General features: G+C 66.0%; 21 protein-coding genes and 2 tRNA genes. 19 read left to right on the top strand and 4 right to left on the bottom strand.

Going from position 1 to position 25,498, the window contains the following annotated elements:
• Positions 1-18 precede the first annotated feature (18 nt).
• The 11 genes from ACZLIB_RS16220 (at position 19) to pnp (ending at position 12,788) form a co-directional block, all read left to right on the top strand.
• Positions 19-1,527, top strand: coding sequence for an NADH-quinone oxidoreductase subunit M (locus tag ACZLIB_RS16220; RefSeq protein WP_032128647.1), 1,509 nt, complete (start codon positions 19-21; stop codon positions 1,525-1,527).
• A 15-nt stretch (positions 1,528-1,542) separates the two neighbouring features.
• Positions 1,543-3,003, top strand: a complete 1,461-nt coding sequence (gene nuoN, locus ACZLIB_RS16215) for an NADH-quinone oxidoreductase subunit NuoN (protein ID WP_032128648.1) — start codon at positions 1,543-1,545, stop codon at positions 3,001-3,003.
• Positions 3,004-3,130: 127 nt separating this feature from the next.
• Positions 3,131-3,207 (top strand) — tRNA-Met (locus tag ACZLIB_RS16210).
• An 82-nt stretch (positions 3,208-3,289) separates the two neighbouring features.
• Positions 3,290-3,366, top strand: a tRNA-Met gene (locus ACZLIB_RS16205).
• A 354-nt stretch (positions 3,367-3,720) separates the two neighbouring features.
• Positions 3,721-4,311 (top strand): ribosome maturation factor RimP, encoded by a 591-nt coding sequence (gene rimP / locus ACZLIB_RS16200; RefSeq protein WP_032128649.1) that lies wholly within the window; start codon positions 3,721-3,723, stop codon positions 4,309-4,311.
• A gap of 4 nt (positions 4,312-4,315) precedes the next feature.
• Entirely contained in the window at positions 4,316-5,827 is a 1,512-nt protein-coding gene (nusA, locus tag ACZLIB_RS16195; RefSeq protein ID WP_005410449.1) for a transcription termination factor NusA, read from the top strand.
• A gap of 92 nt (positions 5,828-5,919) precedes the next feature.
• Positions 5,920-8,565: a translation initiation factor IF-2 gene (gene infB, locus ACZLIB_RS16190; RefSeq protein ID WP_478468124.1), complete on the top strand. Its 2,646-nt coding sequence runs from the start codon at positions 5,920-5,922 to the stop codon at positions 8,563-8,565.
• 129 nt (positions 8,566-8,694) lie between these two features.
• The gene (gene rbfA, locus ACZLIB_RS16185) at positions 8,695-9,078 is read left to right on the top strand and encodes a 30S ribosome-binding factor RbfA (protein WP_005410447.1); all 384 of its coding nucleotides are present in this window, start codon (positions 8,695-8,697) and stop codon (positions 9,076-9,078) included.
• A gap of 107 nt (positions 9,079-9,185) precedes the next feature.
• Complete coding sequence (truB, locus tag ACZLIB_RS16180; RefSeq protein WP_049401224.1) at positions 9,186-10,094, top strand: tRNA pseudouridine(55) synthase TruB; 909 nt, start codon at positions 9,186-9,188, stop codon at positions 10,092-10,094.
• Positions 10,095-10,267: 173 nt separating this feature from the next.
• Positions 10,268-10,528 (top strand): 30S ribosomal protein S15, encoded by a 261-nt coding sequence (rpsO, locus tag ACZLIB_RS16175; protein WP_005410445.1) that lies wholly within the window; start codon positions 10,268-10,270, stop codon positions 10,526-10,528.
• 151 nt (positions 10,529-10,679) lie between these two features.
• Positions 10,680-12,788, top strand: coding sequence for a polyribonucleotide nucleotidyltransferase (gene pnp / locus ACZLIB_RS16170; RefSeq protein WP_121504563.1), 2,109 nt, complete (start codon positions 10,680-10,682; stop codon positions 12,786-12,788).
• 134 nt (positions 12,789-12,922) lie between these two features.
• Here pnp and ACZLIB_RS16165 read toward each other — a convergent pair whose 3' ends face one another.
• Positions 12,923-13,909 carry a tetratricopeptide repeat protein gene (locus ACZLIB_RS16165; RefSeq protein WP_223224731.1) on the bottom strand — a complete coding sequence of 329 codons (987 nt, stop codon included), beginning with the start codon at positions 13,907-13,909 and terminating at the stop codon, positions 12,923-12,925.
• Positions 13,910-14,131: 222 nt separating this feature from the next.
• On the opposite strand from ACZLIB_RS16165, the gene ACZLIB_RS16160 reads away from it, so the two are divergent.
• On the top strand, positions 14,132-15,322 hold the full coding sequence (locus ACZLIB_RS16160; RefSeq protein WP_164080650.1) for a glycoside hydrolase family 18 protein: 1,191 nt from the start codon (positions 14,132-14,134) through the stop codon (positions 15,320-15,322).
• Between the two features lie 90 nt (positions 15,323-15,412).
• A complete protein-coding gene (locus tag ACZLIB_RS16155; protein ID WP_478056983.1) occupies positions 15,413-15,805 on the top strand; it encodes a VOC family protein in 393 nt (130 codons plus the stop codon).
• A 129-nt stretch (positions 15,806-15,934) separates the two neighbouring features.
• Here the strand turns inward: ACZLIB_RS16155 and ACZLIB_RS16150 are convergent, their stop codons facing one another.
• From ACZLIB_RS16150 to ACZLIB_RS16140, 3 genes are read right to left on the bottom strand one after another with little or no spacing between them, the layout of a single operon-like run.
• A complete protein-coding gene (locus tag ACZLIB_RS16150; protein WP_329893986.1) occupies positions 15,935-17,494 on the bottom strand; it encodes a PepSY-associated TM helix domain-containing protein in 1,560 nt (519 codons plus the stop codon).
• 10 nt (positions 17,495-17,504) lie between these two features.
• Positions 17,505-17,768 carry a hypothetical protein gene (locus tag ACZLIB_RS16145; RefSeq protein ID WP_049401219.1) on the bottom strand — a complete coding sequence of 88 codons (264 nt, stop codon included), beginning with the start codon at positions 17,766-17,768 and terminating at the stop codon, positions 17,505-17,507.
• A complete protein-coding gene (locus ACZLIB_RS16140) occupies positions 17,768-18,064 on the bottom strand; it encodes a hypothetical protein (RefSeq protein WP_005410439.1) in 297 nt (98 codons plus the stop codon). Before ACZLIB_RS16140 ends, ACZLIB_RS16145 begins: the two co-directional genes overlap by 1 nt.
• Positions 18,065-18,493: 429 nt before the next feature.
• On the opposite strand from ACZLIB_RS16140, the gene thrS reads away from it, so the two are divergent.
• The 6 genes from thrS to pheT all read left to right on the top strand — a co-directional run bounded on the left by thrS (position 18,494) and on the right by pheT (position 25,477).
• Complete coding sequence (gene thrS / locus ACZLIB_RS16135) at positions 18,494-20,395, top strand: threonine--tRNA ligase (RefSeq protein ID WP_049401217.1); 1,902 nt, start codon at positions 18,494-18,496, stop codon at positions 20,393-20,395.
• 48 nt (positions 20,396-20,443) lie between these two features.
• Positions 20,444-20,986: a translation initiation factor IF-3 gene (gene infC, locus ACZLIB_RS16130; RefSeq protein WP_005410437.1), complete on the top strand. Its 543-nt coding sequence runs from the start codon at positions 20,444-20,446 to the stop codon at positions 20,984-20,986.
• A gap of 266 nt (positions 20,987-21,252) precedes the next feature.
• Positions 21,253-21,450 carry a 50S ribosomal protein L35 gene (gene rpmI / locus ACZLIB_RS16125; protein WP_005410436.1) on the top strand — a complete coding sequence of 66 codons (198 nt, stop codon included), beginning with the start codon at positions 21,253-21,255 and terminating at the stop codon, positions 21,448-21,450.
• An 11-nt stretch (positions 21,451-21,461) separates the two neighbouring features.
• Positions 21,462-21,821 carry a 50S ribosomal protein L20 gene (rplT, locus tag ACZLIB_RS16120; protein WP_006380762.1) on the top strand — a complete coding sequence of 120 codons (360 nt, stop codon included), beginning with the start codon at positions 21,462-21,464 and terminating at the stop codon, positions 21,819-21,821.
• Positions 21,822-22,014: 193 nt separating this feature from the next.
• On the top strand, positions 22,015-23,010 hold the full coding sequence (locus ACZLIB_RS16115; RefSeq protein WP_005417865.1) for a phenylalanine--tRNA ligase subunit alpha: 996 nt from the start codon (positions 22,015-22,017) through the stop codon (positions 23,008-23,010).
• Between the two features lie 85 nt (positions 23,011-23,095).
• Positions 23,096-25,477 (top strand): phenylalanine--tRNA ligase subunit beta, encoded by a 2,382-nt coding sequence (pheT, locus tag ACZLIB_RS16110; protein ID WP_478468123.1) that lies wholly within the window; start codon positions 23,096-23,098, stop codon positions 25,475-25,477.
• Positions 25,478-25,498: the final 21 nt, after the last annotated feature.

The raw sequence follows: 25,498 nt of genomic DNA, 5'->3' as shown, positions 1-25,498 counted from the left end.
TGTACGGAATAAGAAGACGTGTCGAACTGGCCTCTACTCAGTGTCCTCATCTGGCTGCCGATCATCGGTGGTGCCCTGATCCTTGCGATCCGTGATGCGCAGACCGCCCGCTGGGCGTCGCTGGGCGTAGCGGTGCTGACGTTCGTGGCGAGCCTCTCGCTGCTGAGCGGCTACAACGCGGGCATCGACGGTCTGCAGTTCGTCGAGACCCATGCCTGGATCCCGGCGTACAAGATCGGCTACAACCTGGGCGTGGACGGCATCGCCGTGGCGCTGATCCTGCTGACCACCCTGGTCAGCGTGCTTGCCCTGATCGGCGCCTGGAGCGCCATCGACAAGCGCGTCAACCAGTACGTGGCCGCCTTCCTGATCCTGGAAGGCGTCACGGTCGGTATCTTCTCGGCCACGGACGCGATGCTGTTCTACGTGTTCTTCGAGGCGATGCTGATCCCGATGTTCCTGATCATCGGTGTCTGGGGCGGCCCGCGTCGCATCTACGCCGCGCTGAAGTTCTTCCTGTACACCTTCCTCGGCTCGGTGCTGATGCTGGTGGCGCTGATCTACCTGTACATGAAGGGCGGCAGCTTCCAGCTGGCCGACCTGTACGCGCTGCCGCTGTCGGCCAAGGAACAGACCTGGATCTTCTTCGCCTTCCTGATCGCCTTCGCGGTCAAGGTGCCGATGTTCCCGGTCCACACCTGGCTGCCGGATGCCCACGTGGAAGCGCCGACCGCCGGTTCGGTGATCCTGGCCGCCATCGCCCTGAAGATCGGTGGCTACGGTTTCCTGCGCTTCAACCTGCCGATCGTCCCGGACGCGTCGCAGGAATGGGCGTGGCTGGTGATCGCGCTGTCGCTGATCGCGGTGATCTACGTCGGCCTCGTCGCCCTGGTGCAGGACGACATGAAGAAGCTGATCGCCTATTCGTCGATCGCGCACATGGGCTTCGTCACCCTGGGCACCTTCATTGCCCTGTGGCTGGTGCGTGAAGCCGGCAACGCCGATGCCGCCCGCCTGGGCCTGCAGGGCGCCATGGTGCAGATGATCTCGCACGGCTTCGTGTCCGGTGCGATGTTCTCCAGCGTCGGCGTGCTGTACGACCGCATGCACAGCCGCCGCATCGCCGATTACGGCGGCGTGGTCAACGTGATGCCCTGGTTTGCGACCTTCGCCATGCTGTTCTTCATGGCCAATGCAGGCCTGCCGGGCACCAGCGGTTTCGTCGGCGAGTTCATGGTCATCCTCGCGGCCTTCCAGCGTAATCCGTGGATCGCGCTGGGCGCGGCCACCACCCTGATCATCGGCGCCGCCTACACCCTGTGGCTGTACAAGCGCATCTTCTTCGGTGAAGTGGCCAACAGCCACGTTGCCGAACTGAAGGACATCAACGGCCGCGAATGGCTGGTGCTGGGCGTGTTCGCCATCGGCGTGCTGGCCTTGGGCATCTACCCCAAGCCGCTGACCGACCTGATGGAGCCCTCGATCGCGAAGCTGGCGATGCAGATCGCATCCAGCAAGCTGCTGTAATTCCAGGATTTGATGATGACCACCTCGCCGCTGCTGCCATTGACCGCCGCTGACCTGCCACCGCTCGCTCCCGAGCTGGTGCTGATCGGCAGCGCCTTCGCCCTGATGATCCTCGACCTGTTCGTCAGCAACCGGAACAAGATCGTCACCCACCTGTTCTCGCTCGCTGCGCTGGCCGTGGTGCTGTTCATGCTGGCCACCGGCGTGGGCGGGCAGGGGGAGGTCTTCCATGGCATGTTCGTGCGCGATACCGCCGCGGACGTGATGAAGACCGGGATCGTGCTGCTCAGCGGCCTGACCCTGGTCTACGGCTGGCGCTACCTGCGCGACCGCAACCTGTTCCAGGGCGAGATCCCGGTGCTGATCCTGTTCGGCACCGCCGGCATGATGATCCTGGTCTCGGCGGGCAGCCTGCTGATGGTCTACCTGGGCCTGGAACTGCTGGCGCTGTGCTCCTACGCGCTGGTTGCCAGCAACCGTGAGAACGGCCTGGCCTCGGAAGCGGCGATGAAGTACATCGTGCTGGGTTCGCTGGCTTCTGGCCTGCTGCTGTACGGCATGTCGCTGATCTACGGCGCCACCGGCAGCCTGCACCTGGACGTCATCCGCGAGGCCATCCCGCACTCGGAAGAGCGCGTGCTGCTGATCACCGGTGCGGTGTTCATGATCGCCGGCGTCGCCTTCAAGCTGGGTGCCGCGCCGTTCCACATGTGGCTGCCGGACGTGTATCAGGGTGCCCCGGCACCGATCGCACTGTTCATCAGCTCGGCGCCGAAGCTGGCCGCCTTCGGCATGGCCTACCGCCTGCTGGAAATGGGCGTGGGCCCGCTGTCGACCGAACTGCAGCTGCTGATCGCCGGCCTGGCCGCAGTCTCGCTGGTCATCGGCAACCTGATGGCCATCGCGCAGAGCAACCTCAAGCGCATGCTGGCGTTTTCCACCGTCTCGCACATCGGCTTCCTGCTGATGGGCATTGCCGGTGGCGGCTCGCAGGGCTATGCCGCCGCACTGTTCTACGCACTGGCCTACGCCATCATGTCGACCGCCGCCTTCGGCGCGATCATCGCGCTGTCGCGTGCCGGCTTCGAAGCCGAGAACATCGAAGACTTCAAGGGCCTCAATGCCCGCAACCCGTGGATGGCTGGCCTGGTGCTGTGCATCATGGCGTCGCTGGCTGGCATCCCGCCGTTCCTGGGCTTCTGGACCAAGCTGGCGGTGCTGGGCGCGGCCGTCAACGGTGGCCTGCTGTGGCTGGCCATTCTCGGCGTGCTGTGTGCCGTGGTCGGCTGCTTCTACTACCTGCGCGTCATCAAGGTCATGTACTTCGATGAGCCGGTGGGCGAGGCCATGCCGCGCAGCAATGACCGCGTGCTGGGCCTGGTCCTGGGCGTGAACGCGCTGGCGCTGCTGGCGCTGGGCCTGGCATGGAACCCGATCATGGTCTGGTGCCAGCAGGCATTTGCGCATCTTGCATAAAAGTTGACACAAAGCTGCGCGATTCGTGTAATATGCGCAGCCTGAGTTGTCACTGCAGCGGTTCAGCCAGAACATCGTTGCGGTAGCCCTCCTCGAAAGAGCGGGGCAGCAGTTCAAACACTTCCGGTGCGGGGTGGAGCAGTCTGGCAGCTCGTCGGGCTCATAACCCGAAGGTCGCAGGTTCAAATCCTGCCCCCGCTACCAACTTCATATCGGCGCCAACCGGTTTGATGAATGAGGGAAGGCTTGCATGTTTTGAAGCATTCACTCATAATTCCGCTTCTGATGCGGGGTGGAGCAGTCTGGCAGCTCGTCGGGCTCATAACCCGAAGGTCGCAGGTTCAAATCCTGCCCCCGCTACCAAGTAAACAGATCGCCTTCGAAGTCCTGCTTCGAAGGCGTTTTTCTTTGGGGTTCCGCATTTTTGTAGAGTCGAGCCATGCTCGACTGCCGGTGCGGCAAGGCCGGCCCAAGCCTTGCACCAGCGCGGTGCAGTCGCTATCATCAGCGGCCTAGCAATACCCCTGAAGGCGGCCTCCCAGCGGGAGTCCGGACCCGGAAGGAGGGCCGCAACCGGCAGGCACTGCAGGTTGCAACCGGAATCCAGTCACCGGAGTCTTTCCGGAAAAGGGGCCCAGCGGGCCCTTTGTCGTTTCCGGGGCGTCATGTTTCCATGCCGGCCAAGGCCGGCACCCAACCAAGAGATCAAGGCAGGCTGTGAGCGACAAGGCAACCGACATCGCGAATCTGCTCGCCCCGACCGTTGTGTCGCTGGGCCTGGAGCTGCTGGGCGTTGAGTATCTGCCGGCCCCCGGCGGTGCGACCCTGCGCCTTTACATCGACGTGCCGCTGGCTGAACAGCCCGAGCGCATCATCAATGTCGACGACTGCGAGCGGGTCAGCCGCGAAGTGTCGGCACAGATGGACGTCGAAGACCCGATCAGCGGCAACTACACGCTGGAAGTGTCTTCGCCGGGCGTCGATCGTCCGCTGTTCAACCTGGAGCAGTTCGGCCGTCACCTCGGCGAAATGGCCAAGGTCACGCTGAAGCTGCCGCAGGACAACCGTCGCCGCCTGCAGGGCCGCATCGAAGCCATCGACGAGACCGCAGGTGCCATCACCTTCATCGTCGACAAGGCCGAAGTGGTCGTGTCGGCCGACAACATCGACAAGGCACGGATCATGCCCGACTGGGTGGCGCTGGGGCTGGCCCCGAGCAAGCCGACCGGTCCGGCACCGAAGCGTCCGAAGCCGAACACGAATTCTTCTTCCAACGAGCCGGCGGCAAAGAAGCCGCGCGCGGAGTGAGCCAATGAGCAAGGAACTGTTGCTGGTAGTCGACGCGGTCGCCAACGAGAAGGGCGTGCCGCGTGAAGTGATCTTCGATGCCATCGAGGCCGCCCTGGCCTCGGCAGCGAAGAAGCGCTATCCCGACGAGGAAGTGCTGACCCGCGTGGTCATCGACCACAAGGATGGCAGCTACGAAACCTTCCGTCGCTGGGAAGTGGTGGCCGATGACGTGGTCATGGAATCGCCGGACCGCCAGATCCGCCTGATGGACGCCGTCGATGAAGCCGAAGGCGTGGACGTCGGCGACTACATCGAAGAGCAGATCGAGAACCCGGACTTCGGCCGCATTGCTGCCCAGGCCGCCAAGCAGGTCATCGTCCAGCGCGTGCGCGAAGCCGAGCGCCAGCAGGTCGTGGATGCGTGGAAGGATCGCGTGGGTGAGCTGATCACCGGCGTGGTCAAGCGCGCCGAGCGCGGCAACATCTATGTCGACCTCGGTGGCAACGCCGAAGGCTTCATCCCGAAGGACAAGGGCATTCCGCGCGACGTGCTGCGCGCCGGTGACCGCGTGCGCGGCTACCTGGCCGAAGTCCGTTCGGAACCGCGTGGTCCGCAGCTGTTCATCAGCCGCGCCGCCCCGGAATTCATGATCGAGCTGTTCAAGCTGGAAGTGCCGGAAGTCGGCCAGGGCCTGGTGGAAATCAAGGCCTGCGCCCGCGATCCGGGCGATCGCGCCAAGATCGCCGTGCTCGCCCACGACCAGCGCACCGATCCGATCGGTGCCTGTATCGGCATGCGCGGTTCGCGCGTGCAGGCCGTGTCCAACGAGCTCAATGGCGAGCGCGTGGACATCGTGCTGTGGAACGACAACCCGGCCAACTTCGTCATCAACGCGATGGCGCCGGCCGAAGTGCAGTCGATCATCGTCGATGAAGACAAGCATTCGATGGACCTGGCCGTTGCCGAAGACCGCCTGGCCCAGGCGATCGGCAAGGGCGGCCAGAACGTGCGCCTGGCCAGCCGCCTGACCGGCTGGCAGCTCAACGTGATGACCCAGGACCAGGTCACCGCCAAGTCGGAGGCCGAGCAGGCTTCGGCCCGCCAGCTGTTCATGGACAAGCTGGAAGTGGACGAAGAGATCGCCGGCATCCTGGTGAGCGAAGGCTTCGGCACCGTCGAGGAAATCGCATATGTCCCGGTTGGCGAACTGCTGGCCGTGGAAGGTTTCGACGAAGACATCGTCGAAGAGCTGCGCGCTCGTGCCCGCGATGCGCTGCTCAATGAGGCCCTGGCAGTCGAGGAAGGCCTTGAAGACGGCCAGCCGGCGCAGGACCTGCTGTCCCTGAAGGGCATGGACGAAGCCACCGCGTATGCGCTGGCCGGCCACGGCGTGCGTACCAGTGAGGATCTGTCCGACCTGGCCGCCGACGAGGTCATGGACTTCGGCATCGAAGGGCTGGATCAGGCGCGCGCCGCTGCGCTGATCCTGGCCGCACGTGCCGAGGAGATCGCCCGACTGGAACGCGGCGAATGAGCCGGCAATGAACAGGGCCCTGAGCCGCTCAGGGCGTAGAATCCGCGCCACCTCCAGATGCGGGGGGGCGCCCACAAGATCATAGGATCCGAATGTCGCAGCAAACCACCATCCGCAAGCTTGCCGAACTGGTCAACACGCCGGTCGAAAAACTGCTGGAACAGCTGGCCGGTGCCGGCATGAAGTTCAGCGGTCCCGACCAGGTCGTGACCAGCACCGAGAAGGTGAAGCTCCTGGGCTTCCTTCGTCGTTCGCACGGCAAGCCCGAGCAGGCCCCGGAAGAAACTGATCAGTCTGCAAAGAAGATCACGCTCAACCGCCGGAAACAGCAGGAAGTGACGGTCAGTTCCGGTCGCAGCAAGACGACCGTGAATGTCGAGGTGCGCCAGAAGCGTACCTACGTCAAGGATGGTGCTCGCGCCATGACCCCGGACGAAGAGCGCGCCGACATCCTGCGCAAGCTGGAAGAGTCGCGCGCCCGCAACCTCGCCGAACAGCAGGCCCTGGCCGAGAAGGATCGTCTTCGCGACGAAGCCATCGTCCGTGCCCGTGAGGAAGAGATTGCGGCCAAGGAACGCGCAGAGGCCGAGAAGAAGGCTGCCGAGGAAGCTGCGGCCGCCGCCAAGGCTGCCGAGGCACTGGCTGCCAGCAAGCCCAAGCGCGCTCCGATCGATGAAACCGCGCCGCGTCCGCCGCGCACGCCGGCCGCCGCTCCGGCTGCGCCGCGCAGCGCTCCGCCGCCGCCGCGCAACGACGACCGCAACAACCGCAGCGCGCCGCGCAACGAGCGTGGCCCGGGCGACCGTTTCGCCGGCCAGATGCACCTGTCGGCTGCCGACCGCGCGCGCCGTGGCAACAGCAACAACAGCAACACCCGTGGTCGTCCGGGCGGGCGTAACCAGGCCGGTGGCCGTCGCGACATGTCGCGCGGTGGCAACAATGCAGGTCCGCACGCCTTCGAGCGTCCGACCGCGCCGGTGGTGCGTGAAGTGGCGATCGGCGACACGATCACCGTGGCCGACCTGGCGCAGAAGCTCGCGCTGAAGGGCGGCGAGGTGGTCAAGGCGCTGTTCAAGATGGGCGTGATGGCCACCATCACCCAGTCCATCGACCATGACACCGCCGCGCTGGTGACCGAAGAACTCGGCCACAAGGCGATCCGTGCCAACGACAACGACGCCGAAGACGCACTGCTGGCCTCGACCGGTGAAAACCAGGGCGAAGCCACCCAGCGTCCGCCGGTGGTCACCATCATGGGCCACGTCGACCACGGCAAGACCTCGCTGCTGGATTACATCCGCCGCACCAAGGTCGCCACCGGCGAAGCCGGCGGCATCACCCAGCACATCGGTGCCTACCACGTGGATACGCCGAAGGGCGTGATCAGCTTCCTGGATACCCCGGGCCACGCGGCATTCACCTCGATGCGTGCGCGCGGCGCCAAGCTGACCGATATCGTGGTGCTGGTCGTGGCCGCCGATGACGGCGTCATGCCGCAGACCAAGGAAGCGATCCAGCACGCCCGTTCGGCGGGTGTGCCGCTGATCGTGGCGATCAACAAGATCGACAAGTCCGACGCCGACCCGATGCGGGTCAAGAACGAACTGCTGTCCGAGCAGGTCGTGGCCGAAGACTTCGGTGGTGACACCCAGATGGTGGAGATCTCGGCCAAGACCGGCCTGGGCATCGACGACCTGCTGGACGCCATCTCGATCCAGGCCGAACTGCTGGAACTGAAGGCCGTCGACGAAGGCCGCGCTTCGGGCGTGGTGATCGAATCGTCGCTGGACAAGGGCCGTGGCCCGGTCGCCACCGTGCTGGTGCAGCAGGGCCGCCTGAAGAAGGGCGACTACCTGGTGTGCGGCATCCAGTACGGCCGCGTGCGTGCGCTGTTCGACGAAACCGGCAAGCAGCCGGAGTTCGCCGGCCCGTCCATCCCGGTGCAGGTCCTGGGCCTGTCCGGCGTGCCGGAAGCGGGTGATGACTTCGTGGTCGTCGAGGACGAGCGCCTGGCCAAGGACGTTGCCCAGCAGCGTGAGACCAAGCGCCGTGAATCGCGCCTGGTCGCCACCGCCGGCAGCCGCATGGAAGACATCATGGCGACCCTGGGCAAGGGCGAGGGCCAGCAGGTCCTCAACCTGGTCATCAAGGCCGACGTGCAGGGTTCGGTGCAGGCGCTGAGCCAGGCACTGGTCGCGCTGTCCAACGAAGACATCCGCATCAACGTGATCCACTCCGGCGTGGGCGGCATCACCGAATCGGACGCCAACTCGGCGGCCGCTTCGAAGGCCACCGTCATCGGCTTCAACGTGCGTGCGGACGCTTCGGCCCGTCGCATCATCGAATCCAACGGCGTCGATCTGCGTTACTTCTCGATCATCTATGACGTGATCGATCAGGTGAAGCAGGTGGCTTCCGGTCTGCTGGGCGTGGAGATCCGCGAAGAGATCATCGGTATCGCCGAGGTCCGCGACGTCTTCCGCAGCTCCAAGCTGGGCGCCGTCGCCGGCTCGATGGTCATCGAGGGCGTGGTCAAGCGCAACAAGCCGATCCGCGTGCTGCGCGACAGCGTGGTGATCTTCGAGGGCGAGCTGGAATCGCTGCGTCGCTTCAAGGAGAACGTCGAGGAAGTCCGCAACGGTACCGAATGCGGTATCGCGGTGAAGGCCTACAACGACGTCAAGCCGGGTGACCAGATCGAGTGCTTCGAGCGTATCGAAGTGCCGCGCACCCTGTAATGTGATGTGGCCCGACCAACGGTCGGGCCCCACCATGGACCTGTAGCGCCCGACCGTTGGTCGGGCGACAATCGAATCAAAGGTAGCGCCCGACCGTTGGCCGGGCGACAACTGAACCAAGAGCTCCTCGTGCCCAAGACTTTCCATCGAACCGACCGTGTCTCCGCCCAGCTGCGCCGTGAACTCGGCACCCTGGTGCACAACGCCGTGCGCGAGCACGGGTTGCCCTCGGTGAGCGTGTCCGACGTGGAAATCACCCGCGACATGGCCCATGCCAAGGTGTTCGTCACCGCGCTGATGCCGGAACGTTCGGCCGAAGCCGTGGCCGGCCTGAAGGAGCTGGGCTATCGCCTGCGCATGGACCTGGCCCGTGCGATGAAGCTGCGCCACGTGCCGGAGCTGCATTTCCACTACGACGACTCGGTCGACCGTGGTGAGCACATCGACAACATCCTGCGCGATCTGCCTGATACGTTGGCCGCCGAGAAGCGTCGCGAGAGCGACGAAGAATAACCGCGCGACGCCGGGCATGCCCGGCGTCGTTGCATTCCGGCTGCGCGATGTCTGATGCAGACCGCGCTGCAGCAGTCGAGCATGGCTCGACTCTACAAAATCCTGTCATGACCCGAATTCAGTTCCGCCGCCTGGATGGCATCCTGCTGCTCGACAAGTCGACCGGCATGAGCTCCAACGCCGCCCTGCAGGTGGCCCGTCGCCTGTTCCGTGCCGAAAAGGGTGGCCATACCGGCAGCCTCGATCCGCTGGCCACCGGCCTGTTGCCGCTGTGCTTCGGCGAGGCGACCAAGATTGCCGGTCTGCTGCTCGGCTCGGCCAAGGCCTACGACGCCGAGATCATGCTGGGCCAGACCACCGACACTGACGATTCCGAAGGCCAGGTGCTGCTGCAGCGCCCGGTGCCGGCGATCAGTGCCGAGGCCCTGCAGGCGGCGCTGGCGCCGCTGACCGGCAGCATCCGCCAGCGTGCACCGATCTATTCGGCACTGAAGCAGGGTGGGGAGCCGCTGTATGTGAAGGCCCGCCGTGGTGACGTCATCGAAGCGCCGGAGCGCGAGGTGCAGGTGCACGCCATCGAGGTGATGGAGCAGCAGCCCGAGCGGTTGCGGCTGCGCGTGACCTGCGGCTCCGGCACCTACATCCGCAGCTTGGCCCGCGACCTGGGCGAGGCACTGGGCTGCGGCGCTCACATCACTGCGTTGCGCCGGCTCTGGGTCGAGCCGTTCCATGAACCGGCGATGGTCACCCTGGACCAGCTGCGGGCGATGGTCGAGGCCGGTGACGAGGCCGGGATGGACGCGCTGCTGCTGCCGCTGGCGGCCGGCCTGGCTGAATACCCGCGGGTCGACCTCGATGCCGACCAGGCCCACCGCTTCTGCGTCGGCCAGCGCCAGCGCGACCTGTCCTGGCCGCATGGCCTGGTGGCCGTGTTTGGCCCGGACGATGCTGTCCAGGGCCTGGGCCAGGTCGATGACAGTGGCTTGCTGGCTCCGCAGCGTCGTTTCAACCTCTGACCGGACCCGGGCGGTTCAGCCCCGGTCCTTGTCCCGGAAGCCCCCGACCGTTACAATTTCGCGGCCGTTTTCCGGCAGCCTGCCTCGCGCAGGTTTCATCCTCGTAGTCCACGGCGAGCCTGGCGGTGCGCGAAGCGCGTTCCTGCCGGCCACGCATCACAGAGAAAAAAGAAATGTCGATCGACACCCAGAAGGTCATTGAAGACAACAAGCGCAGCTCGGCTGACACCGGCTCCCCGGAAGTCCAGGTTGCACTGCTGACCGCCCGCATCGAACTGCTGACCGGCCACTTCAAGACCCACAAGAAGGACCACCACAGCCGCCGCGGCCTGCTGCAGATGGTCAACCGCCGTCGCAGCCTGCTCGACTACCTGAAGAAGAAGGACGTCGAGCGTTACAAGGCCCTGATCGAGAAGCTTGGCCTGCGTCGCTAAGCAACGAATCCCCCGCGGCGCAGCGATGCGCCGCGGTTTTGTTTTGTAGCACCGCAATCCCCGATTCAGGCCGGAACGATCCGGCCACCCGCTGGCGGCAAGGGTCGCCGACGGTCCAAATTCGCAGACAGCATCCCCAAGGACACCCTCCGTGGCAAAAATCACCAAAACCTTCCAGTACGGCAAGCACACCGTCACGCTCGAGACCGGCGAAGTCGCCCGTCAGGCCAGCGGTGCCGTCATCGTCAAGATGGACGACACCGTACTGCTGGTCACCGCCGTCGCCGCCAAGAGCGCGCGCGAAGGCCAGGACTTCTTCCCGCTGACCGTCGATTATCAGGAAAAGTTCTACGCCGGCGGCCGTATCCCGGGTGGTTTCTTCAAGCGTGAAGGCCGTGCGACCGAGAAGGAAACCCTGATCTCGCGTCTGATCGACCGTCCGATCCGTCCGCTGTTCCCGGAAGACTACAAGAACGAAGTGCAGATCATCGCCACGGTCATGTCGCTGAACCCGGACGTGGACGGTGACATCCCGGCCCTGATCGGCGCCTCGGCTGCCCTGGCCCTGGCCGGCACCCCGTTCATGGGTCCGATCGGCGCTGCCAAGGTCGGTTACAAGAACGGCGAGTACATCCTGAACCCGACCGTCAGCGAACTGGCCGACTCGCAGCTGGAACTGGTTGTCGCCGGTACCTCCAACGCCGTGCTGATGGTCGAATCCGAAGCCGCGCTGCTGTCCGAAGAAGTGATGCTGGGCGCCGTGACCTTCGGTCACCGCGAAATGCAGAAGGTCATCAACGCGATCAACGAGCTGACCGTCGAAGCCGGCACCAAGCCGTCGACCTGGGAAGCCCCGGCCAAGAACGACGCGCTGATCTCCGCCCTGAAGGAAGCCATCGGCCCGCGCCTGGGCGAAGCCTTCCAGGTGCGCGACAAGCTGCAGCGCCGCGACGCCATCTCGGCGATCAAGAAGGACGTGGTCGAAACCCTGGCTGGCCGCGTGGCCGCTGAAGGCTGGAACCCGGCCGAGCTGTCGAAGGAATTCGGCGAGCTGGAATACCGCACCATGCGTGACTCGGTGCTGGACACCAAGGTCCGTATCGACGGCCGTGCGCTGGACACCGTCCGCCCGATCGCCGTGAAGACCGGCGTGCTGCCGCGTACCCACGGTTCCTCGCTGTTCACCCGCGGCGAAACCCAGGCCATCGTGACCATCACCCTGGGCACCGCCCGTGATGGCCAGGTCATCGATGCCGTTGCCGGTGAGTACAAGGAAAACTTCCTGTTCCACTACAACTTCCCTCCGTTCTCGGTGGGTGAGTGCGGCCGCATGATGGGCCCGAAGCGCCGCGAAATCGGCCACGGTCGCCTGGCCAAGCGCGGCGTGCTGGCTGTCATGCCGTCGCTGGAAGCCTTCCCGTACACCATCCGCGTCGTCTCGGAAATCACCGAGTCGAACGGTTCGTCGTCGATGGCATCGGTCTGCGGTTCGTCGCTGGCCCTGATGGACGCCGGCGTGCCGGTGAAGGCGCCGGTTGCCGGTATCGCCATGGGTCTGGTCAAGGAAGGCGAGCGTTTCGTCGTCCTGTCCGACATCCTGGGTGACGAAGATCACCTGGGCGACATGGACTTCAAGGTGGCCGGTACCGCTGAGGGCATCTCCGCCCTGCAGATGGACATCAAGATCGAAGGCATCACCGAAGAGATCATGAAGCAGGCCCTGCAGCAGGCCAAGGCTGGCCGTCTGCACATCCTGGGCGAAATGGCCCACGGCCTGACCGCTCCGCGTGAAGAGCTGTCGGACTACGCGCCGCGCCTGCTGACCATCAAGATCCACCCGGACAAGATCCGCGAAGTGATCGGCAAGGGTGGCTCGACCATCCAGGCCATCACCAAGGAAACCGGCACCCAGATCGACATCCAGGACGACGGCACCATCGTCATCGCTTCGGTCAACGCCATCGCTGCCCAGGCCGCCAAGGCCCGCATCGAGCAGATCACCTCGGACGTCGAGCCGGGCCGCATCTACGAAGGCAAGGTCGCCAAGATCATGGACTTCGGTGCGTTCGTCACGATCCTGCCGGGCAAGGACGGTCTGGTCCACGTGTCGCAGATCTCCAGCGATCGCGTCGAGAAGGTCGGCGACGTGCTGAAGGAAGGCGATGTGGTCAAGGTCAAGGTGCTGGAAGTCGACAAGCAGGGCCGTATCCGCCTGTCGATGAAGGCCGTGGAAGAAGGCGACGCCGCCAGCGCCGAGTAATCGACCTCCGGTCGATTACGGTAGGTGTCAACCTTGGTTGACACGCTCCTGGAATCGCTGAAATGAAAAAGCGGGCTTCGGCCCGCTTTTTCTTTGCCTGGAATCCTGTGGATGAGGACCGTTGGTCCTTGCACTTACGCGTCTTCTTCGTCCTCCCCCAGCCACCAGACCTGGCCTGGCTCCGGGTCGCTCATCGGGTGCTCGCGCTGTTCGATGGCCTCCAGCACCCGGCCGGGGGCTGCAGCGACCCACACCGCCATGAGCTTTTCCACCGCAGCCCGGCCCTGTGCGGCCACGCCGAGGTCACGTTCGCGTCTCCATTGGTCTTCATCTGGCGCCTCATCACCATGCTGGTGCGGCGTGCCGTAGCTGCAGCGGCGGCACAGCCGGCGCACGGTAGCCGTCCAGTCCTCGACCATGCCGATGCCGGGCAGGGTGATTGCCTCCAGCGCAGCGATGTCATCGGCCGAATCGCACTGCACGAACACGGTGAAGGTCGCCATGTCCGATGCCTGCAGGCGCTGCATCGCGTTGAACACCGGCACCTGGCGCTCGCCGTAGGTGCGATGGCCGGTTGATGCGCCGTCGTGCAGCACGATGTCGCCGAAGCGGAAGCCGCTTTCGGGCAGCGGTACGTTGTCGATGCGTGCACGCACCGGATCAATGCGGCTCATGTACACCACCTCGGCGTCGGACCATGGTGCCAGGCGCACGCAGGCCACGCCGAAGTGGCCCTCGATCGGGCCCTCGCCTTCGGGCAGGGTGATGCCACAGCGGGCCCACTGGCGCCGTGCTTCGGCCCAGTTGCCCATGCCGGTGGCCGCGATGCCGGCATTCCAGGCGGTGGCGACATCGAATTCCCCACGCAGCTGCTCCGATTGCAGGTTGTCCTGCAGTGAGGCAGCCCAGTCGCGCAGGTACTTGTGCGCCAATCCGCGCATGTAATGCAGGTACGGCACTTCGGGGGCGAGTGCGATCAGCTCGCCGAACAGCGCCACCGCCTGCTGCAGGTCGCCCTCTCGGAAGGCGGCGTAGGCGCGTGCCTCCAGGGCCTGGCATTCGTCGAGGGTTTCGTCGTCCAGCAGGTCGCCGTCGTCGAGGTTGTCGTGGTCGGTGCTCATGTCCATGCGCGGTTGAAGGTCCGCGGCTACCTTAGCCGATGCGCGAGCCCGCGAAGGCGGCGTCGGCGTGTGTCCTGCTGCAGTGCATGAGGGTCGTTGCATGACTGGCGTGTTGTCGTCATCCGGCGGGATGCACTTGTCCACTGGACGACATGCCACGACAACCGTCCCACAGCCCCATCCGTTTGCTAACGTGGCTGCGCCTTCGAACCGGGAGATCCCATGTTCCGCCAGACCGTGGCTGCCCTTGCCGTGCTGATTGCCGGTGCCTTGCCCATTGCCGTGCATGCGGCACCCGCGCAGCCGCCGATCTTCGGTGCCTACTACCCCGGTGGTTCGGCCGAGCGCTACCCGGTGTCGAGCATTCCGGCCGAGCGCCTCACCCACCTGTTCTACGCGTTCTCCACCATCGAGGACGGGCGCTGCACGATCGGTGCGGAAGCGCCGAAGAACTTCGCGGCGCTGGCCGAGCTGAAGAAGGCGCACCCGCATCTGCGCACGCTGATCTCGATCGGTGGCTGGGGGGCAGGTGGATTCTCCGATGCAGCGCTGACCGAGGGCAGCCGCAAGCGCCTGGTCGACTCATGCATGGCGCTGTTCTTCGATCGTCATGCTGGCAGTTTCGATGGCGTGGACATCGACTGGGAGTTCCCGGTCAGTGGCGGACCGAAGGAGCTGGCACACCGCCCGCAGGACCGCGCCAATCTGACCCGGCTCGCGCAGGCGTTCCGCGTGGCCCTTGATGCGCATGGCCGCAAGGCGGGGCAGCCGATGCTGTTGACCGCCGCACTGGCCGCCGGTCGCCTGCAGACCGATGGCCCCTATGATCCAGCCGCAAGCTATGACCTGCCGGCGCTGGCCAAGGTGTTCGATTTCATCAACCTGATGAGCTACGACATGGGCACCGGCTTCTCGGCGGTGTCGACGTTCAATGCGCCCCTGCATGAAGTGCCGACCGATCCGCTGGCGCCGGAACTGCGGCGCTGGAACAACGTTGCCGGCGCGGTGCAGTACTACCGCGAGCGCGGGGTGCCAGCCCACAAGCTGGTCCTGGGTGTGCCGTTCTACGGGCGCGGCTTCAAGGTCACCGGCGATGCGCCGGATGGGCTGTACCAGTCCTACAGTGCACCGGCCGATGCCGGCGACTGGCGCGTGATCAAGGCGCGCTATCTCGACCAGCCGGGCTGGACGAAGCACTGGCAACCACAGGCGCAGAGCCCGTGGCTGTACAACGCCGAGCAGAAGGTTTTCATCAGCTATGAAGACCCGCGCTCGATCGGCCTGCGCGCGCAGTTCGCCCGCGAGCAGGGCCTGGCCGGCGTCTTCATGTGGGAGCTGACCGGCGACGACGAACAGGCCAGCCTGCTCAACGCCATGCTGGGCCCCTGGCAGAAGGCACGCATCGGCGATTGAGCTGCATCAGGCGATGTCCGGCGCAACGCCGCAACGCCATCGGCCCGACCCCGCACAGCATGTCCACGTCCGCAGCGCTACGCTGCGGGCATGATCCATCTCGAACGCCTGGACCACCTGGTCCTCACCGTCGCCGACATCGACCGCAGCTGTGATTTCTACCAGCGCGTGCTCGGCATGCAGGTCGTGCGCTTCGGCGCCGGTCGTACCGCACTGCAGTTCGGCCAGCAGAAGATCAACCTGCATCCGGCCAGCGCCCCGCTGCAACCGCATGCGCTGCGGCCCATGCCGGGCAGCGCCGATCTGTGCCTGGTCACGCGCACGGCGACGACCGATGTGCTGGCCCACCTGCAGGCGCAGTCCGTTGCAGTGGAGGAGGGGCCGGTGGCACGTACTGGCGCGCTGGGGCTGATCGAATCGGTGTACTTCCGCGACCCGGATGGCAACCTGATCGAAGTGAGTCGTTACCCCGGCGAGGCATGATCCTGCTTGGGTAGCGTCGAGCTTGCTCGACGGAGCTTGGCGCGAAATCAACAGCTGTCGAGCATGCTCGACGCTACAGGGGGCGTTGCGCGTAACGGTCGGTAGCGCCGGGCCATGCCCGGCGACGGCTCAGTTGGCCCAGACGCTGTTGGGGTCGCCGTTGCGGGCGCGGCGTTGGCTGGCCACAGCCAGGCGGGCGAAGCCGAAGGCCATGGCCAGCGCGATGGCATCGACCCAGAACAGCGGCCAGTGGCCACGCGCGGCCGCACGCCACAGCCAGTCACCATTGAGCGCGCCATGCAGGATCGGCACCAGTGCGGTACTGATCGCCGCCGCCCACAGCAGTTCGCGTGCCGCCTGCGCCGGGCGTCGCAGCGCGGCCCACAGCGCACAGGCCGCCCAGCTGCCGAAGCAGGCCCAGCGGATGCCGTGGTCGACCGCGGACGGTGCCAGCCGCTCCAGCACCAGTGCGGTGACGAACGCCACCGAAATCGCAACGCACAGCCCGATGCAGACGCCGACCGTGGCCCGTGCCATGTTCACCCCGGCACGCGGTTGCTGTGGCTGGCGACGCTTGCGCCGCGATTCGATCCACAACAGGTTGCCGGAGTAGAACAGGAAGGCACCGCCAAGGCCGAGCAGGAAGTACAGCCAGACCACCACACCGTTGCCGAACTCGCCGAAGTGCAGGGCATAGGCCGCGCTGAGCGTGGCGTGGTTGGCGTCGCGCTGGCCGGGCAGCTGCGAGGCCAGGACGTTGCCGGTGGCCACGTCCAGTGCCACCGCGCCGAGCGGGCCGAGCGTTCCGGTGGATTCGCCGGTGATCTCGATGGTGGCGTTGGCATCGCCGGCGTTGGCCAGCTTCAGGTAGGCCGGTTCGAAATTGGCCACGCCCTGTGCGCGGGCCACTTCAAGCGCGCGTGCATGCAGCACGCGCAGGCTGCCCGGCGGTGCGGGGATGCCGCTGGCGTCGCGCACAGGCGCGGTGTCCATTGCGGTCGGTACCGCCTGCAGGGCCTTGCCGTCGTAGATCAGCGGGTTGAGCAGGGCCATCTGCACGAACACCAGGCAGAGCAGGGCGCCAGTGACCGCGAACATCAGGTGGAAGGGCAGGCTGAGCACGCCGATCACGTTGTGCGCGTCCTGCCACAGTTGTTTCAGGTTGCGGCCCGGACGCAGCGCGAACAGATCACCGAACAGCTTCGGCAGGTGGATCACCAGGCCGCTGAGCAGGGCCATGCCATACAGCAGGCTGACGATGCCCATCACGTAGATGCCGGCCACCGGCAGGCCGAGGCTGTAATGCAGCTCGTTGACCAGTTCGGCCAGCCCGGTCTGTGGCGGCGTGGTGCTGCCGGCGATCTGTCCCGGCCAGGCGTAGCGCCAGCTGCCGTCATCGGCCTGCCAGTAGGCCAGTGGCTGCGGGTGTTCGGTGCCGGGGAAGGTCATGCCGACGTGGCGGCGCGCTTCCGGATGCGCGGCAAGCACGTCTTCCAGCAGGTACTGCGCGTCGTCCAGGCCGGCGGGGAGTGCGGTGGCTGCACCGGGCGTCTGCCACAGCGGCAGGTCGTGGTGGAACAGGGTCAGCGCACCCGCGTAGAAGGCCACGAACAGGCCGAAGCCGGCAACCAGGCCGACCCAGGTGTGCAGGGTGGTGAACGTGCGCAGCGTCTGCGAACTGAACTTCATGGGAACGGTCTCATTGCACCGCGCCGGTCAGGCGCAGCAGCCCGAGCACGGCAAAGCCGGCGGCGGCGCTGCCGGCCAGCACCAGCCAGGCGCGCAGCGCGCTGCGGAAACTGAACGCCCACAGGGCGGCCAGCATCCACAGCGGGATGAAGGCGATGAGGGTCGGCACCAGCGCCCGTTGCCACGGGCCGGGCGGCAGCCACGCCAGCAGGCCGGTGACGGCGGCGGCCAGGAGGAAGCCGGCCACGATGCCGGCGAAGGCGCGCGGCCACATCACGGCGACTCCGTACCGGGGCGGTGCCAGGCCGCCAGCGCCGGCAGCAGCATCGCCGCCAGCATCCAGGTGCACAGCATCGCCACCAGGCCGGCGGCAAAACCGAGCTCGGCCATCCACAGCCACAGCGCGGCAGCGGCGGCGACCAGGCCGATCTGCCGCCCGAGGCGGCCGGCACGGCGCAGGCGCGGCCAGCGGCAGTGCGGCGAGGCGGCATAGAATGCCAGCGCCGAGAACATCGCCGCCAGCATGCCCAGGCTGCAGAAGCCGAGCGTGGAAAGGCCGACGGTGATCATCGCGGGCGGCCAGCGTGGCAGCGGGCCGGCGAACGCGGGGCACGGGCGGGGCCGGCGGGAGCCGGTCGGAGCGGGTGGCGCATCACGGGGTCCTGGGGGAAAGCGGGCAGGCTGGCACAGGGCGGCCTGCGCCGACATGGTAATCATTGCAATTTCACGCCGCCAGCGAGACCCATTCAGCGGACCGTACGGTAGGCCTTGGGCTTTCCCCTGCGCTGGTTTAAGATCAGCTTAGAACCCTGACTGGAACAAGGTGGCCCGCGCCCAGCGCCGGCCGAGCGTGCGACATGAGCACTACCACCGCCCACTGTTGACCTGCCCCCGAAGGCCCTGTGTTCCAGGCGCCCTCGCGGCGCTTTTTTATTGCCCGGGCGCCGCCCCGGGAACGCTTTCCAGCCCGCCCAGCGGGCCCCGCACGAAGCCACTGCGATGATCAACATTACTCTTCCCGACGGCAGCCGCCGCGAATTCGAAAATCCCGTCAGCGTCATGGAGGTCGCCCAGTCGATCGGCGCCGGCCTGGCCAAGGCCACCATCGCCGGTGCCGTGGATGGCGTGCTGGTCGATGCCAGCGACGTCATCGACCACGATGCCAGCCTGCGCATCATCACCGCCAAGGACGAGGAGGGCGTTGAGATCATCCGCCACTCCTGCGCCCACCTGGTCGGCCACGCCGTCAAGCAGCTGTACCCGGACGTGAAGATGGTGATCGGCCCGGTGATCGCCGAGGGCTTCTACTACGACATCTACTCTGAGCGCCCGTTCACCCCGGACGACATGGCCGCGATCGAGAAGCGCATGGGTGAACTGATCGCCCAGGACTACGACGTGATCAAGAAGGTGACGCCGCGCGCCGAAGTGATCGAGATCTTCAAGGCCCGTGGCGAGGACTACAAGCTGCGCCTGATCGAGGACATGTCCGACGACATCCAGGCGATGGGCATGTATTACCACCAGGAATACGTGGACATGTGCCGCGGCCCGCACGTGCCGAACACGCGCTTCCTGAAGGCCTTCAAGCTGACCCGCATCTCCGGCGCCTACTGGCGCGGTGACGCGCAGAACGAGCAGCTGCAGCGCATCTACGGCACCGCCTGGGCCGACAAGAAGCAGCTCGAGGCGTACATCAAGCGCATCGAAGAAGCCGAGATGCGCGACCACCGCCGCATCGGCAAGCAGCAGGACCTGTTCCACCTGCAGGAAGAAGCGCCGGGCCTGGTGTTCTGGCACCCGAAGGGCTGGGCACTGTGGCAGGTGGTCGAGCAGTACATGCGCAAGGTGTACCGCAAGACCGGCTACGGCGAAGTGCGCTGCCCGCAGATCCTGGACGTGAGCCTGTGGCAGAAGTCCGGCCACTGGGACAACTACCAGGACGCGATGTTCTTCACCGAATCGGAGAAGCGCACCTACGCGCTCAAGCCGATGAACTGCCCGGGCCACGTGCAGGTGTTCAACCAGGGCCTGCACAGCTACCGCGACCTGCCGATCCGCTATGGTGAGTTCGGTGCCTGCCACCGCAACGAGCCGTCCGGCGCGCTGCACGGCATCCTGCGCGTGCGTGGTTTCACCCAGGACGACGGCCACGTGTTCTGCACGGAAAACCAGGTCGAGGCGGAAGTGACCGCGTTCCACCAGCAGGCGCTGGCGGTCTACCAGCACTTCGGCTTCGATGAGATCCAGGTCAAGATCGCGCTGCGTCCGGAATCGCGCCTGGGCGATGACGCCACCTGGGACAAGGCCGAGGGCGCGCTGCGCTCGGCACTGTCCAGCAACGGGGTGGAGTGGCAGGAGCTGCCGGGCGAGGGCGCCTTCTACGGCCCGAAGATCGAGTACCACCTGAAGGACGCGATCGGCCGTACCTGGCAGCTGGGCACGATGCAGGTCGACTTCATGATGCCGGGCCGCCTGGGCGCCGAGTACGTGGACGAGAACAGCCAGAAGAAGCACCCGGTCATGCTGCATCGCGCCATCGTGGGCTCGATGGAGCGCTTCCTGGGCATCCTGATCGAGCACCATGCCGGCCAGTTCCCGACCTGGCTGGCGCCGACCCAGGTGGTGGTGGCCAACATCACCGACGCCCAGGCCGAGTACGTCTCGGGCGTGACCAAAACCCTTGCGGAGCAAGGCTTCCGCGTCAGCTCGGATTTGCGTAACGAGAAGATCGGCTATAAAATCCGCGAGCATACGTTGCAGCGCGTGCCCTACCTGCTGGTCATTGGTGACCGCGAGAAGGAAAATGGGGCTGTGGCGGTGCGTACGCGTTCTGGCGAAGACCTGGGCAGCATGAGCCTGCAGGCCTTCATCGAGCGGCTCCAGGCCGAGGGCGCGTAAGCAAAGGTCCGGTCCGGGGGCACAGGCACCCGGACCGGTTCGATACCCTTGGGAGAACGTAATATCAGCACCCCTGACAACAAACAGAACCGCAAGAATCAGGAAATCCGTGTGCCGCGCGTCCGCGTGATCGGCAGTGACGGAGAAATGATCGGCGTGTTGTCGCGCGACGAAGCGCTGTCCATGGCCGAAGATGAAGGCCTGGACCTGGTCGAAATCCAGCCGCAGGCCGATCCGCCGGTCTGCAAGATCATGGACTTCGGCAAGTTCAAGTTCGAAGCGCAGAAGAAGGCCAGCGAGGCCAAGAAGAAGACCAAGCAGGTCGAGATCAAGGAAGTGAAGTTCCGTCCGGTCACGGACGAGGGCGACTACCAGATCAAGCTGCGCAAGATGCGCGGGTTCCTCGAGGATGGTGACAAGATCAAGGTCAACATCCGTTTCCGTGGCCGTGAAATGAGCCACCAGGAACTGGGCCGCGAAATGGCCAACCGGATCGAGACCGATCTGGGCGAGGACATCGTCATTGAATCCCGTCCGCGCCTGGAAGGGCGTCAGATGGTCATGATGATCGCGCCGAAGAAGAAGACCTGAGGCCTGACGGGCCGCCTTCCGGGGCGCCTGGCTGAATGGTTCAGGGTAAAGGGACGCCATGGGCGTCCCTTTGCTTTTGCAGGAAGCCGGTGAATTGCCGGCGAAAGGGTTGCAGGGGCTGGTGGCAGGGCGGTTTTGCCTGTATCATGCCCGGCTCGACCCACCCAGGACGGGTCGTACGCCGATCATGGCAGGACGGAAAGAGCGGCCCAGGCCGCCGCCAGATCAGTCAGAAACCAGGGTCATATCCCATCAAGGACATTGCAATGCCCAAGATCAAGACCAACCGGGCAGCGGCCAAGCGTTTCCGCAAGACCGCCTCGGGCAAGTACAAGTGCGGCCACGCCAACCGTAGCCACATCCTCACGAAGAAAGCGACCAAGCGTAAGCGTAATCTGCGTCAGACGGGCCATGTCCGTGCAGAAGACGCAGGCCGTCTGGACCGCATGCTCCCTTACCTCTGAGGAACTGAAAAATGGCACGAGTTAAGCGTGGCGTACAGGCGCGTCGCCGCCACAAGAAGATTCTGGATCTCGCCAAGGGCTATTACAACGCCCGTCGCAAGGTCTTCCGCGTCGCCAAGCAGGCGGTCATCAAGGCACAGCAGTACGCCTACATCGGCCGTAAGCAGAAGAAGCGCAACTTCCGTTCGCTGTGGATCACCCGTATCAATGCGGCTGCCCGCATCAACGGCCTGAGCTACAGCCGCTTCATGAACGGTCTGCTGAAGGCCGGCATCACCCTGGATCGCAAGGTCCTGGCTGACATCGCCGTGCACGACGCAGCCGGCTTTACCGCGCTGGCCGAAAAGGCCAAGGGCGCGCTGGCGGCATAAGTCCTTCCCGATGCCGTAACCGTTCACTCGGAACGGTGTCAGGTCAAGGCAATGCATGGGGAAGGGCGCAAGTCCTTCCCCATTCTTTTTTGGGTCCCGGCGAGGCCATGACGGCAGCGCGGGGACGGCGGTGGCGACAGGGGTCGGCCCTTCGCGCATCGCGATGGCAGATCGACTGGAGTTCCGGCCCCCCATGAGCGACATCCAATCCCTCACCACCCAGGCGCTGGCCGATGTGGCCGCCGCACAGAGCCCCGACGTGCTGGAACAGCTGCGCGTGGCCCTGCTTGGCAAGAGTGGCAGCATCACCTCGCAGCTCAAGCAGCTCGGCGCCCTGCCGGCCGACGAGCGCAAGGCCGCCGGTGAAGCGATCAACCAGGCCCGCGACGCGCTGACCCGCGCGCTGGGCGAGCGCAAGGCGCTGCTGGAAGACGCGGCACTGGATGCGCGCCTGGCCGCCGAAGCCATCGACATCACCCTGCCGGGCCGCAATGGCGACCGCGCCGGCCTGCATCCGATCACCCGCACCCTGGAGCGCATCACCGGCATCTTCGGCCGGCTGGGCTACGAGCTGTCGGAAGGGCCGGAGATCGAGGATGACTGGCACAACTTCGAGGCGCTGAACTTCCCGCCGCACCACCCGGCGCGTGCCATGCACGACACCTTCTACTTCGGTGACGGCCGCCTGCTGCGCACGCATACCTCCGGTGTGCAGGTGCGCTACATGGGCGACCACGCGCCGCCGCTGCGCATGATCGCCGCCGGCAAGGTGTACCGCAGCGACAGCGACCAGACCCATTCGCCGATGTTCCACCAGGTGGAAGGCCTGCTGGTGGACGAGCATTCGACCTTCGCCGACCTGAAGGGCACGCTGGCCGAGTTCGTGCGCGCCTTCTTCGAGCGCGACTTCGAGATGCGCTTCCGCCCCAGCTACTTCCCGTTCGTTGAACCGGGTGCGGAAGTGGACATCGCCTGGCAGCAGCCCGATGGCAGCACCCGCTGGCTGGAAGTGCTCGGCTGCGGCATGGTCCATCCGAACGTGCTGCGCAACGTCGGCATCGATCCGGAGCGCTACACCGGCTTCGCCTTCGGCATGGGCGTGGAGCGCTTTGCGATGTTGCGTTACGGCGTCAACGATCTGCGCGCGTTCTTCGAGAACGACGTGCGCTTCCTCAAGCAGTTCGCGTAAGCGCCGGTCCGTAGAGTCGAGCTTGCTCGACTGCTTCTAAATTCGCAGGCCCAGGCGCATGCGCCGGGCCCACCAGGGTGACACCATGAAATTCTCCGAAAACTGGCTGCGCAGCCACGTCCCGACCCGCGCTTCGCGCGATGAACTGAGTGCGGTGCTGACCGCCATCGGCCTGGAAGTGGAAGACGTGACCGCGCTGGGCGAAGGCCTCGAGCACGTGGTCGTGGCGCGCATCGTCGACGCCGTACGCCATCCGGAAGCCGACCGCCTGCAGGTGTGCAAGGTCGATGCCGGGCAGGGCGAGCTGCTGCAGATCGTGTGCGGCGCACCGAACGCACGTCCGGGCCTGGTTGCGCCGCTGGCGATGGTCGGCGCGCAGATTGGCGAGCTGAAGATCAAGCCGGCCAAGCTGCGCGGTGTCGAGTCCAACGGCATGCTGTGCTCGGCCAGGGAGCTGGGCCTGGACAACGATGCCTCCGGCCTGCTGGAGCTGCCGGATGACGCACCGGTCGGCCAGGCTCTGGTCGAGTACCTGGGCCTGCCGGACGCCAGCATCGAGATCAAGCTGACCCCGAACCGCGCCGACTGCTTCAGCCTGCGCGGTATCGCCTACGACGTCGCCGCCGCCACCCGCAGCGACGTGCTGGATTTCACCACCGAGACGATTCCCGCCATCGGCAGCCGTGAGCTGGCCATCCAGCTCGACGCCGGCGCCGAAGCACCGCGTTACCTGGGCCGTGTCATCGAAGGTGTCAACGCCGCTGCCAAGACGCCGTTGTGGATGGCCGAACGCCTGCGCCGCAGCGGCGTGCGCCCGGTTTCGCTGCTGGTCGACATCACCCAGTACGTGATGCTCGAGCTGGGCCAGCCGATGCACGCGTACGACCTGGGCACCCTGCAGGGCAGCATCGCCGTGCGCCGTTCGCGTGCCGGCGAGAGCCTGAAGCTGCTGGACGGCCGCGACGCCGCGCTGGACGACAGCTTCCTGGTGGTCACCGACGCCGATCGTGCGGTCGGCCTGGCCGGCCTGATGGGCGGCTTCGACACCCGCGTCACCGACGCGACCACCGCCGTGTTCCTGGAAGCCGCACACTTCGCGCCGGCCGCGATCATGGGCCGTGGCCGCAAGCTGGGCCTGCACACCGATGCCGGCCACCGCTTCGAGCGTGGTGTCGATCCGGCACTGCCGCGTACCGCCATCGAGTACGCCACCCGCCTGGTGCTGGACCTGGCCGGCGGCACCCCGGCGCCGGTCACCGAGGCCGTGCGTGAGGCCGATCTGCCGCAGCCGGCAACCATCGTGCTGCGCCGCGCCCGCATCACCCGCGTGCTCGGCATTACCATCGACGATGCGGAAGTGGAGCGCATCCTGCGCGCGCTGGGCATGGACGTGGTTGCCACCGCCGACGGCTGGCAGGTCACGGCGCCGAGCCGCCGCTTCGACATCGCCATCGAAGAAGACCTGATCGAAGAGCTGGCCCGCATCCACGGTTACGAGCAGATCCCGACCACGCTGCCGGGCGGCGCCTCGCGCGTGGCGATGCCGAGCGAGACCCAGCTGGACGCGCTGAGCGTGCGTCGCCAGCTGGTCGCCCGTGATCAGCAGGAAACCGTCAATTTCGCTTTCGTCGACGATGCGCTGCTGAGCCAGTGGCAGCTGCGCGACGGCCTGGTACCGCTGGCCAACCCGCTGTCGGCCGAACTGGCGGTGATGCGCCCGTCGCTGCTGCCAGGCCTGGTCGCCACGTTGGGCCGCAACGCCGCCCGCCAGATCGGCCGCGTGCGCCTGTTCGAGTTGGGGCGCGTGTTCGCCCAGCAGGCCGGCGACGGCCGGCCGGCGCCGCTGGAAACCCCGCGCGTGGCCGCTGCGGTCTGTGGCGATGCACAGGCACTGCAGTGGGGCCTGCCGGCCCGCAAGGTCGATTTCCATGACCTGAAGGGCGATCTGGAATCGCTGGCGGCTGCCAGTGGTGCGGTACTGGAGTTCCGCCCGTCGGCCCGCCCCTACGGCCACCCGGCCCGTTCGGCCGAGGTGTTCCGCGATGGCGTGGCGATCGGCTGGATCGGCCAGATCCACCCGCGCCTGGCCAAGGCAATGGACATCGAAGCCGACGTCTATGCCTTCGAACTGGACCTGGAGCCGCTGACCGCCCGCCGCCTGCCGCGTGCCGGCGAACTGTCGCGCTTCCCGGCAGTGCGTCGCGACCTGGCATTCCTGGTGCCTGAACAGGTGGCCTGGGCCGATCTCGCGGCCACCGTCCGCCAGGCTGCTGGCCCGCTGCTGCGCGACCTGAACCTGTTCGACCGCTACGTCGGCCAGGGCGTCGAGCCGGGATTCAAGAGTCTCGCTATGGGCTTGATTTTGCAGGACAAGTCGCGCACTCTGACGGACCGCGACGTGGATGCGGTGGTGGCCGAGGCGGTCACTGCCATCGAGCGTGAACATCACGCCCGGATCCGCGGCTGAGCGGGCAGCACTCGGGGGTAG

This window comes from Stenotrophomonas sp. 220_Sma, assembly GCF_056487375.1.
Note: the sequence above shows the minus strand (reverse complement) of the source record. Positions and strands in the feature narration are given on the sequence as shown.